Consider the following 14,376-nt stretch of genomic DNA (forward strand, 5'->3'; position numbering starts at 1 on the left):
TGCGTAGCGGTCGCCCTCAACCACGCCCCTCCCTCGGATCAGCGCGCCAGGTGGAAGACGGCTGCGGCCACGATGGTGCCGAGGATGGTGCCTGCGATCACTTGGTTGCGTGTGTGGTCGCGCAGCTCGACGCGGGACCAGCCGACGACGACGACCAACAGGAAGCCCAGGGCCATCCACGGGCCGTAGGTCTGCACGAGCATCGCGCAGGCACCTGCGGACACGGCCTGGTGGACGGAGATCTTCCAGGCGAAGGTGATTGCGGTGAGGATCGCGAGCGTCACGAGCATCGAGACGATGAGGGCAACCATGGTGCGCGGCGCCCCCGCGACAAGCATCAGGACGATGCCGGTGGCTACTGAGAGCAGGATGACGGCCATCACGACTAGCCGTGCTGGCTTCGCTCCGACGTGTCTGTCGCCCCAATGGCCTTTGCGAATGCCGTACTTGATGAAGGTGATCGGGACCACGGCCGCGAAGAGGGCGCCGACCACGCCCCAGGCAACACCTGTCCATTGTGCGGTGTGCCAGCCGACCAGCAGCGTGACAGCGATGATCCAGTTCTTCGGCTCAAGCCAGTCTGTAATGCGGCGGGCCAGCCGCGATTCGCTCGGGCGGACATCAGTTGTCATGTGAGGAGATCCTTTCCGAAGCGCCCTGCTCGTGGGAAATGGACGACTGTTCTTGTCGGACGAATTCGGAAACGACTGGCGAGGTTAGGTACGCGCGGGCAACAGTGCGCAGCCATGACAGTTCGCTCGCTCTGTCTCGGCCAGTGACGCCGAGAGGTGGATATTCCACTCCCCGCAGTCGCTCCCCGTTTCGCGCGCTCTGGACGGCTGCACGCAGCCAGCAGGCTTCCGCCACTGCGTCAGAGAGCTGCGCATCGACCCCTTCTTGACGGACGAACCTCCGAGCCTTTGCGTACATGTCGACTGACACGTACTCGCGAAGCGCCAGGCAGGCATCCTCGATCTCGATGACGCACCGCTCCAACCGGAAGGGGATACGCCGCCTGCCTACGGAGGTTGTCAGCACCACGTACGGGGCTGCTTCCGTGAGCTGCGCCCAGAGGGGACGCAGCTTCCGCAGGGTGCTCCACGCCGCGACGTACTCCACGGCGACAGAGAGAGGAGGCAAGCAGACGCCAAGTGCGACCGACAGGACGGTGGCCTGCTTGAGCGTTGTGGAGAGAACGTTCTCCAAGTCTGGGTAGCTGGTGCCGGAGGCGAGCTGAACCGTCACGAAAACGATGCGCTGGAGGGCGTACAGGGCTCCGAGCAGGGTTCCCAAGCCCAGAAATCCGAGGCCGGCCTTCCCAAGGAGAGTCCGGCTGTGGCGTACGCCGCCGAGGAACAGCCATGTCGCTACGACCATGGCGATGCCGATGTACAGCGTGAAGACCGTCATGTAGAGGACAGGAAAGAGGGCACCGCGGCCCTCTCCGAGCCTGACCGGCCCTCCCGGCGTCCAGTTGGCCAAGGCGTAGAAGGCAAGCATGAGGGGCAACGTCACGCCGGCGGCCACCAGTCGTGTGCGACGCGCCAGGCCCTGCGGTCGAACGACTGCGATGACGAAGTCGAGCAGGTACACCGCCGAGGTAACGCCGAGCAGGTGCTTCAGCAGCGGCGACAGTCTGGCGTCTGCACCGACGGCGGCATCGACTGCCTCTTTGACCTGCGGAACCTCGAACGTCATGGCAGCCGCGAGAGTCGTCAGGGTCAGCGCCAGGCTTCGCTGCTTGCGAGAGTGCCGGAGGGACGGCAGTCGCCACAGAGCCACCAGCCAGAGGACGCCGGCGACGATGGTGGGTGTGCTCATGAGCGTCGGTTCCTCCGTGGGTGGACCAGCGCGTCGTCGAGCCGCGACACCGCGCCGGACCGGCCGCGCTCTCGGCCCGAGTGGGCAAGATCGTGAAAGAGCTCCCCCAGGCAGGAGGCGGCCATCTCGGCGTCGTACTCGGTCTCGCTGTCGTAGCTCGTCCGACCGAGAGCGGAGAGCACGGCAGAGGAGTCGACCCCGTCAGGGAGGATTCCCAGTAGAGACTTGACGACGCTCTCGCTGCTCCCGGCATGCCCGAGCAGCAGGTGCGCTAGCTCGTGGCGCACGATTTGCGCACGATGCCGCTCGCTGGTAGCGGCGACGTGAAAGACGTAATCCCCGTGGTCGAACGAGAGAACCATTCCACAGGGAGCGTTGGCCCCTCCGGTCTCAGGCAATTCGTGGAGGTGCAGAGGGCGGCCACGCTTGATGGCGAGCTGCCGGCATATTTCATCCACCGCGTAGGGATCGGATATCTCGACCCCTCGCAACTGCTCCTCACACAGTCGCCTCAACTGCGCCTCTCTGCGCGCAAATTGCCGCTTGAACATGGACGAGATCCTTGCTGTAGCCCCCGAATGAGCGCTGTCACGGCCTGCGCTAACCGGAACCCACCATTCCGCGTGGTTCTAGCGGAGTTTTGCATAGGTCCAGATGGTTACCCAAGGCGATCTTGAAGGACCGTGTACGGCATACCAGTCAAATCCGCCCCGCGGGTGAGGGAGGTCACATCACCGCTCGGGCTTGTCGAGCCCTTCCCACCGTCGCGCCTGATTGATCACAGCTGTGATCATCCTCAAGCTGTCCGCCGAGAGGCCGTTGGCCCGAAGCGCAAGGCCGCGCACGTCGCTGTCGGCTACGGCCTCGATGAGTTCCATGGAGGCGCGCACCTTCTCGGCCTCCTCGGCGTCGTAGTCCGAGAAGAAGTACTGCTCTTTGACGTGGAAGTGGCCGGCAAGTCGTTCCACCGTCGTATAGGTGGGGTTGGGCTTCGCCCCGGTCCGCAGCTGCGAGATCGCGCTCTCGGACACGGAGATCGCCCGGGCGACCTCGGCGTTGGTGTAGCGCTTGCCGGTCTCCGGGTTCGTCACGGTCTGGAACAGGTGGTCGAGCTTGTCGGCGAATGAGCGCCGAGCGTCGGCCGCGCCACCGGGCGCCTCCGCCGGTCCACTGGACTCCACCATCACCGACTCCTCTCATCTAGACGGCGACTCCGGACTGTACTGCAGTGTAGTTCTCAGGGCCAAAGACCGAGACGCTTCACTTCAGTGTTGACAGACTGGGATCACTTTGGCGTAGGTTTTCGATCACAGCTTCACTGAAGTGTTGCGGCACCGGCGGGGGCGTCCCTGTCCGGCCTTCGTGACCTACGTACGCGCTAGGACCGCCCATGATCGCTCCACCCTCGTCGCAGCAGCTCACGCGACTTCTACAGGGTTTAAGAACCAACTCTGGACCTTGACGCGGAGCCGTGCGTATGTTCGTCGTCCCCCGCCGGGCAGACCGCCCGCATGGACGAGCACAGGAGCCAATGACGTGCACAACCTCCGGGCCTCATAGGTCCCTGGACACAGCGACGGCGCCCGAGAGCTGCAACTCCCGGACGCCGGACGCTTAACGGCTGTACCGCCCCGGCAAGGGCGGAGATCGCCACCATCACCACGCTGATCCCTTCCACGGGGCGTCTCAGCGTGGCAACACCAAAGGAGATTCTTGCATGCGCTCCGCCCTGCGCAAAAGGCCCTTCCGTCCGGCCTGCGCGGCAGCTAGCTCCGCCTCGGCGCCTCAGCGCCCCGAGCCGGACCGCACCATCCCGGCCCCCGCGAGCCGCCACTCCCGCCCGCTTGCCGGGAGCGGCCGATGAGCAGCGAAGCCCGCGAGTGGGTGTGGGAGCACAGCTCCAGCCGAGGGGCCGCGCGTCTGGTCCTGCTGTCGATCGCCGACCGGGTGGCCGACGATCAGTGCATCTCCTGGGCCTCGCTGTCCAGCCTGGCCAAGCGCACGCACGCCTCAGTCTCCACGGTGCGCGAAGCCGTCGAACGCCTCGTCCTCGCCGGCGAGCTGGAACAGCTCGACGACCTGGTGGGCCCGCAGCGGAGCACGGTCTACCGCCTGCCGCTCGCCGCCGAAGCGGTCGCCCAGGCGCTGCGCGAGCAGCGGGAGGAAGCGGGTGACACGGCGTCGCCGGACGAGCCCGCTGGTCCTGCGAAGCTCCGGCTCTCGGTCCTGCGGCGGTACGGAATCCGCCCGCTTGAGGTGCCGGAATCCCCCGCGAGGGTCCGGAAACCGGCAGTACCGGAAACCGGCAGGTCCAGGCGGAAACCGGCACAGCGGCGTACCGGCCACCGGCACAGCGATGTACCGGCCACCGGCACACAGAACCGTAGTGAACCTGATTTGAACCGGAGGTACAGCAGTAGTGGTGGTGCTGCGGTCACCTCGGCTGCCGAGTGGCAGGTCGACCCCGCCACCCACACCTGGGCCCGCCAGCAGGGACACCTCGACCGCCTCGGCGAGCAGGGCCTGCAGGCCGCCGACGCGAAGTGGCGTGCACATCGAGCAGGCCATGCTCCGAGGCCGGCGGAAGCCTGGGCTGCCGACTGGCGAGCCTGGATCACCCGGGAGCACGCCCCCAGCCGCCCGAAACTCTACGCCGTGCCCGGCCAGAACACCGCCGCGCCCGGTGGCATGACGCGGGCCGAGAAGCACACCGCCGCCCTTCTCGCCGCCCTGGACGAGCCGACCGGAACGGAGGGCTGACCGTGGACCGCCGCGAAATCGCCGCCCTGCTGGCCTACATCGGCAGGCTCGACCCCCGCAGCATCCGCACCGACGAGGGCGAGGCCCGCGACCAGCTCGCGCAGTGGAACGAGCTGCTCGGTGACGTGCCGATGGCCACCCCGCATGGCTGGGACGCCCGCGTCGCCGCCCGCCAGCACTACCGCGCCTCGCCGTACCAGATCCAGCCCGCGGACGTGGTCCGCCCCTGGGAGAGCTACCGGCGCAACCGCCTGGCCCTCCACTCCGACCCCACACCGTCCGCGGACCCAGACGACCAGGCCGCCTGGACCGCCGAGCTGGTCGGCACCCGCCACGCCGTCGCCAACGGCATAGCGCAACCCGCACAGGCCCGGGCCATCACCAGCAGCCAGGAGGAGATCAACCCGAGGCTGCAGGCTCGGCTGGACCAGATCGGCTCCTGCATACCACCCGCCGCCCGAGCCGCTCTCGCACCGTTCCGGCCCGCCCGGGCAGCACGCGAAGCCGCCGTCGCGCAGGGGCTGCCTGACGCCCTGAGCGTGCGATGCGAGTGGTGCTTGGCCCCGGTCGGCGAGCCGTGCCGCCGCCGGATCGGCCCCAACGACGGAGTACGCGCCATCACGCCGCGCGCCACCCCGCACCCCGGCCGTGTGGACCTCGCCGCCCAGCAGGCCCAGCACACCGAGCAGGCCCAGCAGCCCGCCCTGGCCTGACCGGCGCCTCCGGCGCGTGCATCCCGTCCGCTGCACCGCCGCAACCTCACCGTCCCGCACCGGCTGCGGCGCACGCCCACCCGCCGCAGCCGGCACCCGACGCCGCACCCGCCAAGCACTGCGCTAGCCGGCCGGTGTGGCAGCACATCGGAGACTCGCCTTGCGCCACATCACCACCCACGACGCGCCGGCCACCGGCCTGCGCGGCATCGCAGACACCAGCTGGCACGTCCGCGGAGCGTGCCACGGCATGGACGTCGAGGACGCCGACGCCGTGTTCTTCCCCGGCCCCCGGGATCACGAGGAGATCGCGGAGGCCAAGGAGCTGTGCGGCTGGTGCCTCGTACGCCGCGCGTGCCTGGACTTCGCCCTGGAAAACGTCCTCAAGGAGGGCGTCTGGGGCGGGCTCACCGAAGCCGAGCGGCGCCCGCTGCACGACAACCTGCACCGGCGCCTGGACTACCGGCGTGTGACCGCCTTCTTCCATGGCCGCGACGTGCACCTGACGGAGACCGAGCGGCAGGTAGCCATCGACCACGCCTACGTCCGCGGCTGGCAGCCCGACCGGCTCGCCGCCGCCCTGCAGATCAGCCACAAGCACGCCCGCGACCTGCTCCGTCAAGCGGCCAACAAGGTCTTCGACCGGGACCGCAACTACGGCGTGCCCCGCTCCAAGAAGAAGCGGAAGAAGACCTCCAAGCCCAAGGGCACCCCCGCGCCCGCAACTCCCGGCACTCAGCAGCCGACAGGCCGCCCAGCGGCGTCGACCCCGGCGCACGCACCCCTCGGAAAGGCAGCATGACCCACCCTGTCCTCGCCTTCGGTGCTACCTCGGACCTCCCCCTCCTCCTCGCCGCCGTCGTGCCCGCCGCCCTCGCGCTCATGCTGACCGCCTGGGCGATCCGGCGCCGGGGAACCCGCTCGCAGAAACGTCTCGGCGGCCCGGCGGTCAAGGTCGCCGCCGTCGCCGCCCTGGGCTGCACCGCCTACAGCGCCGACACCAGCTGGCGCTTCGCGGCCGACTACCTCGACATGGCCGGCACCGCCGAGCGCGCCGGCATGTTCGCCGCCGCCGAACTCGCCCTGTTCGCCACCGCGCTGATGGCACGGCAGAACCTCGCCGTCCAGGGCGCCCCCGGTCTGCCGGGCACGCTGGTCTGGGTGATCACCACAGTGCAGGTGATCCCCGCCTACGCCGAGAGCGGCCCCGTCGGAGGCACGGTCCGCGCCTTCGTCGGGCCGGTCATGGCGGCGATGCTGTGGCACCTGGCCATGGGCATCGAACTGCGCCTGCGCACCCCGGGTGCAGCCTCGAACGGACTGATCTCTGTCCTGGGCCGGGAGGCACGCGAGCGGCTGCTGTCCCGCCTGGGCATCGCCGCGCGAGACCGGGATGCCGCGCAGATCACCCGGGACCGGGCCACCGCCCGTGCGGTCACCCTCGCCGCCCGCCTCGCCGAGCGCACACCCGAGCAGCAGCAGAGCCGTCGCGGCCGGCGGCTGACGCGGCGCCTGTCGAAGGCGGTCGGCAGAGCTTCGGTCGGCACCGACCCTCTCCAGCGGGCGCAGCTGCTCGACCAGCTCGCCGCTCGGCGACACGCGCTGGCGCTCGCCACGGTCCCGCTCCCTTCTCCCTGGTCCCCGGCGCACAGCAGCGCATCGGCGGCCACGGTCCCCGTACAGCCGGCATCGAATGTGCCGGTCCCCGTCCCCGGTCCCGACGAGCCGGTCCGGGACCAAGGACCGAGGGCTTCTCGGGGACCGGTCCCCGTGCTGGCGGACCCGGAAGCCAAGATCGGCGCGGGAACCAAGCCCTCTGAAGACTGTGCGCTCCCGGGGGCCGAACTCGCCGGTCCGGAAGCCGCAGCGCGGGACGCAGCGGCCATGAGGACCGACCACACCACGCGAGAAGTAGCAGCTCAGGACCCGGATTCTCATCGGGGGCCGGGCGTCGCAAAGTCGGGGACCGAGACCACCCAGGACCGAGGACCGACCGCCCCACAGTCCGGGACCGAGACCACCCAGGACCGAGGTCACAAGGTCCCGCTTCGCCGGAAGCCGGCCAGGACGTCCCGGACGAAGAACAAGGACAAGCGTGCCCGGTCCCGCTCTCCGCAGACGGAGCGCCAGGCACGCGAGCTGGGTGAGTCTGAGCGCCAGCTTGTCCGTGAGGTGCGCCCCCATGTTCCCGCCCTGCTCGAACGGGACGGCAACAGCGCGATCACTCGGGTGCAGCTGCGCGAAATCATCCGCCGCCAGGGTCTGACGGGAGTCGGTAACGACCGACTTGGCCTGGTTCTCCAGGAGCTGCGGAACGAGGACATCACGACGACGAGGAGCACCGCCCGATGAAGACCTGCCACCAGTTCAAGACGGTCCGTGCGGAGTACGAGCGCGAGATCGGATTCATGCTCGCTCACTCCGAGCGGCATGCGGGCAGGCCGGCGGCGAAGTCCAGTGCGAAGCAGGCTGCCTCGGCGAAACAGCGGATGGCCCGCGCGCTCAACAGTCACGTCGGGCGCTGCCCCGAGTGCGGTTGAACCGGCAAACCCCAGCTTAAGGCCCGTATCCGTAAAGGTGGCCCGGCTCAAGCCGGGCCACCGCCCCTCCTAGGAGGTACGCCATGATTCCTCGTCCCCCTCGCCTTTCCGGGCCCACCACCGCCGAAGCCGATGCCTGGGCGGACGTCCTGGTCCGCCGGCAACTCCTCCACGCCGTCGTCCTCACGCCGACCGGACAGCGGCTCGTCCAGGACCGTCCCAACAAACCTGTCCGCGTCCTTGCAGGCCCAACCAATGTCCTCGCGCTGGCCGCAACCATCCAGCAACGCACCCGCTCTACGAGGCCCGAATCCCGATGACAAACGCACCCAAGAACGGCACCACCCCGGAACCTGATCCCGACTCCAACTCAGTCTCGGGGCGAGCAAGTTGGGGCGGAAGCATAGCTTCCGCCAATCCCGCCCCCAAGGGGGCGGGAGAGGACCTGCACCGGGGGGCGCAGGTCCTTCAGGCTTCGACCGAGGGCGGATCGAAGCCTGGGCAGGAGGAACAGAAGAACGAACCGCGTGCACGCCGACAGCGCGCTCCCCGCGCCCGTCAGCGCCCGCGTCAACCGCCCGAGACGAAGCGCCTGCACCAGCCCGCCACGCGTTTCAACGAAGACGAGTTCGCCTTGATCAAGTCCGCCGCCGCCCGATGTACTCTGTCCGTCGCCGGGTTCCTTGCCCGATCCGCGCTCGCTGCCGCCCGCGACCTCGACCGCACCAGCGCCGAGATCGCCGACGAACGCGAAGTGATCACAGCCCTGTTCGACAGCCGACGTCGGCTCGGTTGGGCCGGCAGCAACCTCAACCAGGCAGTCAAGGCTCTCAACTCCGGCGCAGACGCCCCCCAGCTCGAAGCGGCCGTCGCCGCCGTACGGCGAGCCGCCGATACCGCGCACGAAGCCGCCACACGTCTGATCGAGCACCACGGCTCATGATCCCCAGCGTCAACAACTCGGGGTCACGGACCATCGGTCTCCTGTCTTACCTCTACGAGACCGGCCAGTACGAGGATCACACCGACCCCCACCTCGTGGCCTCGTTCGACGGCATGTCCCCCGACCCCGGTCGCGACCCGAACGCCACCCTCCAGGACCTTGCCCAAATCCTGGACCAGCCCGTGATGGCCCTCGCCGAGCACGCCCGCCCGGCCAAGCACGTATGGCACACCTCCGTACGCGCGGACCCCGGAGACCGCACCCTTTCCGACGAGGAGTGGGCTGACATCGCCCGCCGCATCGTCGCAGCCACCGGCATCGACCCCGGCGAGGGACAGTCCGGCTGCCGCTGGGCGGCGGTACGACACGCGGACGACCACATCCACATCGTCGCCACCCTCGTGGCCGAAGACGGACACCGCCCCGACGACTTCCGCTCCGGTGCCCGCGCACAGGCCGAAGCCCGCCTCATCGAAAAGGAACTCGGCCTCCGCCAGGTCGCGCCTGGCGACGGCACCGCCGCACAGCGGCCCACCAGCGCCGAACGTCACAAGGCCGAACGTCAGGGACGAGAGCGCACCGCCCGCGAGGAACTGCGCGAAACCGTGCGCCGCGCGGTGACCGGAGCGAGGAGCGACGAAGAGTTCTTCGACCGGCTCGCCGCCGGCGGCCTCCTCATCCGCAAGCGCGCCGCGCCCTCCGGCGACCTGCTCGGATACAAGGTTGCTCTGCCGGACGACCTGAACAAGGACGGCGAGCCGGTGTTCTACCCCGGCGCGCGCCTCGCCCCCGACCTCTCGCTGCCCCGCATCCGGGAGCGCTGGTCCGGCGACGCCCAGAACAACCCAGCTGCCCCGCAGGAGGAAGCACCCCGTACGGGGCCGGGCAGTCCAGCCGCCGCCCGCCGCGGGACGGCATCGGCCGCGTGGCAGGCCGTACTCGTCGTCGAGTACGGCGACGATGCGGTCGCCGCCGCCCACATCGCTGCTGCCGGCGAGGTCCTGGATGCCCTCGCGAAGACGTCCGCCGCCCACACCCGCCTCGAACTGCGCGACGCTGCAACGGCCTTCGAGCGGGCCTCGCGCTCCCACGTCCGCGCCGCACGTGGGCACGACCGCGCGCTGCGGCAGGCAGCCCGCGACCTCGTCCACGGCGGCCCCGCCCTCGGCCGCGGGGAAGACGGCGCCACCACCGCGATGGCCATCGACATGCTGTTCTTCCTCATCACCGCCGCCGCGCACTGGCACGCCAGAAAGGGCCACGCCCAGCAGGCCGAAGCCGCAACCCGGGCCGCCGAGCACCTGCGCACCGCCTACCAGGCCGCCTCCGCGCAGCCCCTCGGCGTGCTCTACCAGCGCGGCCGGCGCCTGAGCCGGCCGATGCTCCAGCGGCACACCGTGGTGCTTCGCGAGACGCTGCCGGAGCTGGCCGAGCAGATCCTCGCCGAGCCCGGCTGGTACGCCCTGGCCGCAACCATCGCGGAGGCCGAAGCCGCCGGCCACGACCCGGCCACCCTCCTGGCCGACGTTGCGGAAAGCCGCGAACTCGGCACCGCGGACTCCGTCAGCGACGTGCTCGTGTGGCGGATGCGCCGGACGGCCGACCTACCCGCCGACGCGTCTCACCTGCCCGAGACCAGCACCGCAGGAAGCCGCAACGCACCGCGCCGTTCAACTTCCAGGCCCTCCGCGCCCGGTAGGCGGCGCAGCGGGGAGGAGGCATCGCGTGCTGCCCGGTAGGCCCGCCGGGTGCCGCTGCGCGGCCTCAACGCACCGCCGAGAGAAGCGACAAGCGCCACCGCTCCGCCCGCAATCCACAGCACGGTCGTACGCCACACCGGACCTCGGTGAGGAGCCACGCCGCGTGGGAGGCCGTCGGCATCCGTGCACCTGCAGGACGGACGGGCACGACTCAGGTGCGGCGAGTCGAGCCAGTACACGTCTTGAAGTTGAGCGGTCGAGGGAGACGACGTGTGATCGGGCGCACCGTGGCAATGGCCATTCGCCGCACGGAGACACGCACCGTGGCCAACTCGTCATCGGGGCAACGGAGAAGCCGGAGAACCCCTGCGGACCTGGCCAAAGGCGACTGTGAACTTTGTGAATTGAAACCACCGGGGACGTGGGGCACGATCACGAAGCGCGCCGGACGAGGTGACGAGGTAAAGGAGGACGCCAGGGTGTTTCACCGGATACGCCGCAGGGCCAAGGAGCAGAGCGAAGCTCAGAGACAGTTCGCCGAACTGCACGCGCGGCTGCAGGGCCAGGTCCCGCCCGGCTTCGGAGTGCCGGCGACTGAGCCGGAGCCGGCCGGGCCGGCCGGCGTCGTGGACGACTTCCTTCCGCCCGAGCTGCGCGTGCCGAGCCACGACCAGGTCGAGGGCAAGATGATGCCGTGGAAGCAGCCCCTCGTCCTTGACGGCGAGATGGCCGCCTGCGCCGAGTGCGGCGCATACCGTGACTGGCTGATCCTCTCCACCCGCGGCGAGATCTGGCTGCGCTGCCGGGCAGGCCACCAGCAGCGGGAAACCCGCCTTGACACCGCCTGGTACAACCGCAACAGCGGACCCGCAGACGCGACGCACGCCACGTTCGAGGACGGCCTGCGCCACCTCGGGCACTGACCACCACTCCTACGACCCACCGGGTCCTCGGGCCCGCACTGACCACCCGTCGCCTAGCACCAAGGGGTCAGTTCCGTCATGCGCGTTCGCGTCGCCACCACCGCCCTCGGCATCACCGCCGCCCTCCTCGCCCTGCCCGCCTGCTCCACCGACACCCCCGGGGCCAAGCACCAGACCCCCTCCTCCGCCCGGGTGAGCAAGCCGGCCGACGCGGTCCAGAAGCCGGCCTCGCTCTCCTCGGCCGCGCTCGAGTCGCGCCTGCTCGACCAGAGCGACCTCGGCAGCGGCTACGTGCCCAAGCCGGAGCGTCCGGCCCAGCACGACGACGTCACCGTCGTCGGCTGCCCGGCCCTGAGTGAGCTGGGCGGCAACGCAGCGACCGGCGGCACGCTCTCCTTCCCGCACAAGGCGAAGGCAGACTTCACCTACGGCGGCAGCTCCTCGGAGATCTCCGAGGAGCTGTACAGCGACAGCGCGAAGAAGCTGTCCGACGGCATCGGCCGGATCTTCGACGCGATGACCGGCTGCCCGACCTATCAAGTCGTCGCGGGCGGCACCCCGGTCGACGTGACCCCGCAGAAACTGCCCGCGCCCCACGACCTCGGTGACGAGCAGTGGAGCCAGCTCCTGACGTTCTCCACCGGAGGGCGGAGCACCGTGGTCCAGCAGACCGCGGTCCGCGACGGCAGTCTGCTGCTGATCGTCTCCGGCTCCCCGGCCCTCGTCGACCGCCACCTCGACAAGGCCCTCGCCAAGGCCACGGCAATGAGCTGACCTGCCTGCCCGTCACGCTGCTGCCTCCGACCCCCGTGGGTCGGAGGCAGCAGCGCGTTACTGGCCAACGCGTTGAGCAGCGCGAGCAGCCTGGCATGGCACCCAGGCACGGACCTGGCCGGGCTGTACGTAGAGCACGTTCGGGTTGCGGCTGTGCGGCCCGTAGCCGCTGGAGGCGTTGACGAGGAGGTACGCGCCTGCGGGAATGTGCCAGTTCCAGAACCAGGCGTCCTGTTGTCGACCGGTGTCGCACCAGGTCACGACGGCTTTTGAGCCACGGCGTCCGTGCTGGTAGACCCGCGTGACCTGAAGGAGTTGCCCGTGCCCGGAACGTCGGTGCTGCTGGAATGCCTGCCACTGCGCCACGAGGGCAGCCGTGCGCTTGCGGCGTGACCGGACCGTCAACGCGATCGTCACGGCGACGATGAAAGCGATGGCCATGAGAACGCCGGGGCTGGGGTGCACTGCCGCATCGTGCATCGTTCCGTCACAGGGCGGCAAACCATCCTGGGCGTCGAAGACCGAGCGACTACTTCGCCCGAGAAGCAAGAAGTCCGGCACCCCCACTGGGAGGGTGCCGGACTGCGATCACCAAGAGCTGCGCGCGGGACGTTAGATGGCCGGCGCGCGAAGAAGGCGCTCCTGGGTGGCCTCGGGCAGCACCCGCCGCAGAACCGGTGCGGTCGAGCTGAGGGAGGCGGCGAAGGCGGCAACGAGATCGTGCGGGACGCTGGCGGCGAAGGAAGCCGCCCACAGACAGGGTGCGCCGAGCGCGGGCTCGGCCCACGCCTGCCATCCGTCCGGTCCCGTCTCGTCGGCCTCGGCCGCCAGGGCGCGCGCGTCGGCGTCCTGGATGAGGGGCGGCACCTCGCCGAGGCTGATGTGCGAGGTGAACGTCGGATCTGTCGCTGCCGCCTGGGGCTGGTCGATGTCGCGGAGCCATCCGTGGGCGGCGACAGCATCGAGGACCAGCTCGGGTCCGGCTAGTGGGGCGGCAGGCTGATCGCGTGCGTCGAGCGCGACGAGGAAGTCGGCCACCGCCTCACCGGGAACATCGCGGGTGAAGTAGGCCGACCACTGGGCGAGCGGGCTGCTCGCCTCGGCGCGGGCGGAGATCTGCCAGGCGATCGGCAGCTCTCCCAGGTGGAACGGCTCATCCGCCAGGCTCCACTGGGCCCAGCGCAGAGCGTCGGGGCTGATGTGCAGGACAGTGCTGCGCAGGACCTGGCGGTCCTCCGGTGCCTCGTCCGGCTCGTGCCGTCCGCGGACGATCGTCAGGCTCGTCCAGTCCAAGCCAGCGAGCGTGTCGGCGACCATGTCGTAGAGGCGCCCATCGTCACCGGCCAGGTGCCGGGGGCCGACCCAGAACGCGGGCTGGCCGCCACGCGAGGCGGACGGGTCGGGCGGAAAGTCGGGGTACAGGGGCGCCTCCAAGGGCTCGGTGAGGGTCTAGCTGCCGCCGGCGCGGCGGCGGGGGCGACGCGGAGGCGCCTGGACGGGGCCCTGCCACGTCAGCTCGATGGCAACCTCGGGCGGCAGGTGGCCGAGCTGTGCGTCCTCGTCCGCTCCTTCGGCGAGGTAGACGACGGTCCGGCCGGTCTCATCCACCGACTGCACGACCTGCGCCAAGCGATGTGCCATCGGGAAGAACGGGTTCATGGCCTGGCGGACCGGAGCACTCCGGTCGCAGCCGGACAGCAGGTCGATGAGATCGCCGACGGTCATCTCCGAGGACGTCACGAACAGCCTCCTGGGGTACGAGGAAAGGGAGAGCGATGCAACGGTTCGGCGGTACAGCCGGCCGATCGCAGGGCCGACGCTTCCTGGCGGTGCCTGCGCTGTCAGAGGCGGCGTGAGGTCTCCAGCACGCGCGCTACGACCGCGGCGACGATGTCCGCCGGCGTCTCGGTATCGAACGACAGTTGGTAGCCACGGACCTTGGCGGTGCCGGTGACGGCGATCTTCCATCCCTCGCCGTCCGTGCCGGGGCGTCCGAGCGGGAACCAGCCGAGGTAGAACCGGCCGTCCTTCGAGCTGACGTGCACGTCCGCACGATCGTCGACGATCAGGTGGAAATCCTCCGCGGAGAACTGGTCCATGACCAGCGTGGGCTGGCCGGGGCCGAGCTGCCACTCGCGCAGTCGCAGGGCTTCAACGGTAGTGGAGAAACCGGGGTCCGCAGGGGCTACGGTCACAGGCAAT

The 14,376-nt window shown here is 69.8% G+C and carries 17 protein-coding genes; 9 read left to right on the forward strand and 8 right to left on the reverse strand.

Annotation, left to right across the window (positions count from 1 at the left end; genetic code table 11):
- Positions 1 to 38: 38 nt before the first annotated feature.
- The 4 genes from ACZ7LV_RS31550 to ACZ7LV_RS31565 all read right to left on the reverse strand — a co-directional run bounded on the left by ACZ7LV_RS31550 (position 39) and on the right by ACZ7LV_RS31565 (position 3,005).
- Entirely contained in the window at positions 39 to 632 is a 594-nt protein-coding gene (locus ACZ7LV_RS31550; RefSeq protein WP_471944359.1) for a hypothetical protein, read from the reverse strand.
- Positions 622 to 1,821 (reverse strand): MAB_1171c family putative transporter, encoded by a 1,200-nt coding sequence (locus ACZ7LV_RS31555; RefSeq protein ID WP_471944361.1) that lies wholly within the window; start codon positions 1,819 to 1,821, stop codon positions 622 to 624. The genes ACZ7LV_RS31550 and ACZ7LV_RS31555 overlap by 11 nt, the downstream gene beginning before the upstream one ends.
- The gene (locus ACZ7LV_RS31560; protein ID WP_471944363.1) at positions 1,818 to 2,372 is read right to left on the reverse strand and encodes a secondary metabolite protein; all 555 of its coding nucleotides are present in this window, start codon (positions 2,370 to 2,372) and stop codon (positions 1,818 to 1,820) included. The genes ACZ7LV_RS31555 and ACZ7LV_RS31560 overlap by 4 nt, the downstream gene beginning before the upstream one ends.
- Positions 2,373 to 2,552: 180 nt before the next feature.
- Entirely contained in the window at positions 2,553 to 3,005 is a 453-nt protein-coding gene (locus ACZ7LV_RS31565) for a helix-turn-helix domain-containing protein (protein ID WP_471944365.1), read from the reverse strand.
- A gap of 676 nt (positions 3,006 to 3,681) precedes the next feature.
- Here ACZ7LV_RS31565 and ACZ7LV_RS31570 point away from each other — a divergent pair.
- From ACZ7LV_RS31570 to ACZ7LV_RS31610, 9 genes are all read left to right on the forward strand, one after another.
- A complete protein-coding gene (locus tag ACZ7LV_RS31570; protein WP_471944367.1) occupies positions 3,682 to 4,581 on the forward strand; it encodes a helix-turn-helix domain-containing protein in 900 nt (299 codons plus the stop codon).
- A gap of 2 nt (positions 4,582 to 4,583) precedes the next feature.
- Positions 4,584 to 5,294 carry a zinc finger domain-containing protein gene (locus ACZ7LV_RS31575; RefSeq protein WP_471944369.1) on the forward strand — a complete coding sequence of 237 codons (711 nt, stop codon included), beginning with the start codon at positions 4,584 to 4,586 and terminating at the stop codon, positions 5,292 to 5,294.
- A gap of 160 nt (positions 5,295 to 5,454) precedes the next feature.
- Positions 5,455 to 6,096 (forward strand): WhiB family transcriptional regulator, encoded by a 642-nt coding sequence (locus ACZ7LV_RS31580; protein WP_471944371.1) that lies wholly within the window; start codon positions 5,455 to 5,457, stop codon positions 6,094 to 6,096.
- Entirely contained in the window at positions 6,093 to 7,646 is a 1,554-nt protein-coding gene (locus tag ACZ7LV_RS31585) for a hypothetical protein (protein WP_471944373.1), read from the forward strand. Before ACZ7LV_RS31580 ends, ACZ7LV_RS31585 begins: the two co-directional genes overlap by 4 nt.
- Entirely contained in the window at positions 7,643 to 7,834 is a 192-nt protein-coding gene (locus ACZ7LV_RS31590; protein ID WP_007491133.1) for a hypothetical protein, read from the forward strand. Before ACZ7LV_RS31585 ends, ACZ7LV_RS31590 begins: the two co-directional genes overlap by 4 nt.
- Positions 7,835 to 8,150: 316 nt before the next feature.
- Entirely contained in the window at positions 8,151 to 8,777 is a 627-nt protein-coding gene (locus ACZ7LV_RS31595) for a hypothetical protein (RefSeq protein WP_471944375.1), read from the forward strand.
- Complete coding sequence (locus tag ACZ7LV_RS31600; RefSeq protein WP_471944377.1) at positions 8,774 to 10,516, forward strand: relaxase/mobilization nuclease domain-containing protein; 1,743 nt, start codon at positions 8,774 to 8,776, stop codon at positions 10,514 to 10,516. Before ACZ7LV_RS31595 ends, ACZ7LV_RS31600 begins: the two co-directional genes overlap by 4 nt.
- 440 nt (positions 10,517 to 10,956) lie before the next feature.
- Positions 10,957 to 11,400 (forward strand): hypothetical protein, encoded by a 444-nt coding sequence (locus ACZ7LV_RS31605; protein WP_471944379.1) that lies wholly within the window; start codon positions 10,957 to 10,959, stop codon positions 11,398 to 11,400.
- Positions 11,401 to 11,478: 78 nt separating this feature from the next.
- Positions 11,479 to 12,174 carry a hypothetical protein gene (locus tag ACZ7LV_RS31610; protein WP_471944381.1) on the forward strand — a complete coding sequence of 232 codons (696 nt, stop codon included), beginning with the start codon at positions 11,479 to 11,481 and terminating at the stop codon, positions 12,172 to 12,174.
- Positions 12,175 to 12,231: 57 nt separating this feature from the next.
- Here ACZ7LV_RS31610 and ACZ7LV_RS31615 read toward each other — a convergent pair whose 3' ends face one another.
- The 4 genes from ACZ7LV_RS31615 to ACZ7LV_RS31630 all read right to left on the reverse strand — a co-directional run bounded on the left by ACZ7LV_RS31615 (position 12,232) and on the right by ACZ7LV_RS31630 (position 14,369).
- Complete coding sequence (locus ACZ7LV_RS31615; RefSeq protein WP_471944382.1) at positions 12,232 to 12,615, reverse strand: hypothetical protein; 384 nt, start codon at positions 12,613 to 12,615, stop codon at positions 12,232 to 12,234.
- 171 nt (positions 12,616 to 12,786) lie between these two features.
- Complete coding sequence (locus ACZ7LV_RS31620) at positions 12,787 to 13,608, reverse strand: SPDY domain-containing protein (RefSeq protein ID WP_471944384.1); 822 nt, start codon at positions 13,606 to 13,608, stop codon at positions 12,787 to 12,789.
- A 15-nt stretch (positions 13,609 to 13,623) separates the two neighbouring features.
- The gene (locus ACZ7LV_RS31625) at positions 13,624 to 13,914 is read right to left on the reverse strand and encodes a hypothetical protein (protein WP_471944386.1); all 291 of its coding nucleotides are present in this window, start codon (positions 13,912 to 13,914) and stop codon (positions 13,624 to 13,626) included.
- A 101-nt stretch (positions 13,915 to 14,015) separates the two neighbouring features.
- Positions 14,016 to 14,369, reverse strand: coding sequence for an SPDY domain-containing protein (locus ACZ7LV_RS31630; RefSeq protein WP_013000019.1), 354 nt, complete (start codon positions 14,367 to 14,369; stop codon positions 14,016 to 14,018).
- Positions 14,370 to 14,376 lie beyond the last annotated feature (7 nt).

The sequence above is a fragment of the Streptomyces sp. NPDC107562 genome (assembly GCF_055657325.1).

Bases quoted from the DNA above. Each gene is read 5' to 3' on its own strand.
- ACZ7LV_RS31550 (WP_471944359.1), bottom strand. From the start codon at position 632: ATGACAACTGATGTCCGCCCGAGCGAATCGCGGCTGGCCCGCCGCATT.
- ACZ7LV_RS31555 (WP_471944361.1), bottom strand. From the start codon at position 1,821: ATGAGCACACCCACCATCGTCGCCGGCGTCCTCTGGCTGGTGGCTCTG.
- ACZ7LV_RS31560 (WP_471944363.1), bottom strand. From the start codon at position 2,372: ATGTTCAAGCGGCAATTTGCGCGCAGAGAGGCGCAGTTGAGGCGACTG.
- ACZ7LV_RS31565 (WP_471944365.1), bottom strand. From the start codon at position 3,005: ATGGTGGAGTCCAGTGGACCGGCGGAGGCGCCCGGTGGCGCGGCCGAC.
- ACZ7LV_RS31570 (WP_471944367.1), top strand. From the start codon at position 3,682: ATGAGCAGCGAAGCCCGCGAGTGGGTGTGGGAGCACAGCTCCAGCCGA.
- ACZ7LV_RS31585 (WP_471944373.1), top strand. From the start codon at position 6,093: ATGACCCACCCTGTCCTCGCCTTCGGTGCTACCTCGGACCTCCCCCTC.
- ACZ7LV_RS31590 (WP_007491133.1), top strand. From the start codon at position 7,643: ATGAAGACCTGCCACCAGTTCAAGACGGTCCGTGCGGAGTACGAGCGC.
- ACZ7LV_RS31595 (WP_471944375.1), top strand. From the start codon at position 8,151: ATGACAAACGCACCCAAGAACGGCACCACCCCGGAACCTGATCCCGAC.
- ACZ7LV_RS31600 (WP_471944377.1), top strand. From the start codon at position 8,774: ATGATCCCCAGCGTCAACAACTCGGGGTCACGGACCATCGGTCTCCTG.
- ACZ7LV_RS31610 (WP_471944381.1), top strand. From the start codon at position 11,479: ATGCGCGTTCGCGTCGCCACCACCGCCCTCGGCATCACCGCCGCCCTC.
- ACZ7LV_RS31615 (WP_471944382.1), bottom strand. From the start codon at position 12,615: ATGGCCATCGCTTTCATCGTCGCCGTGACGATCGCGTTGACGGTCCGG.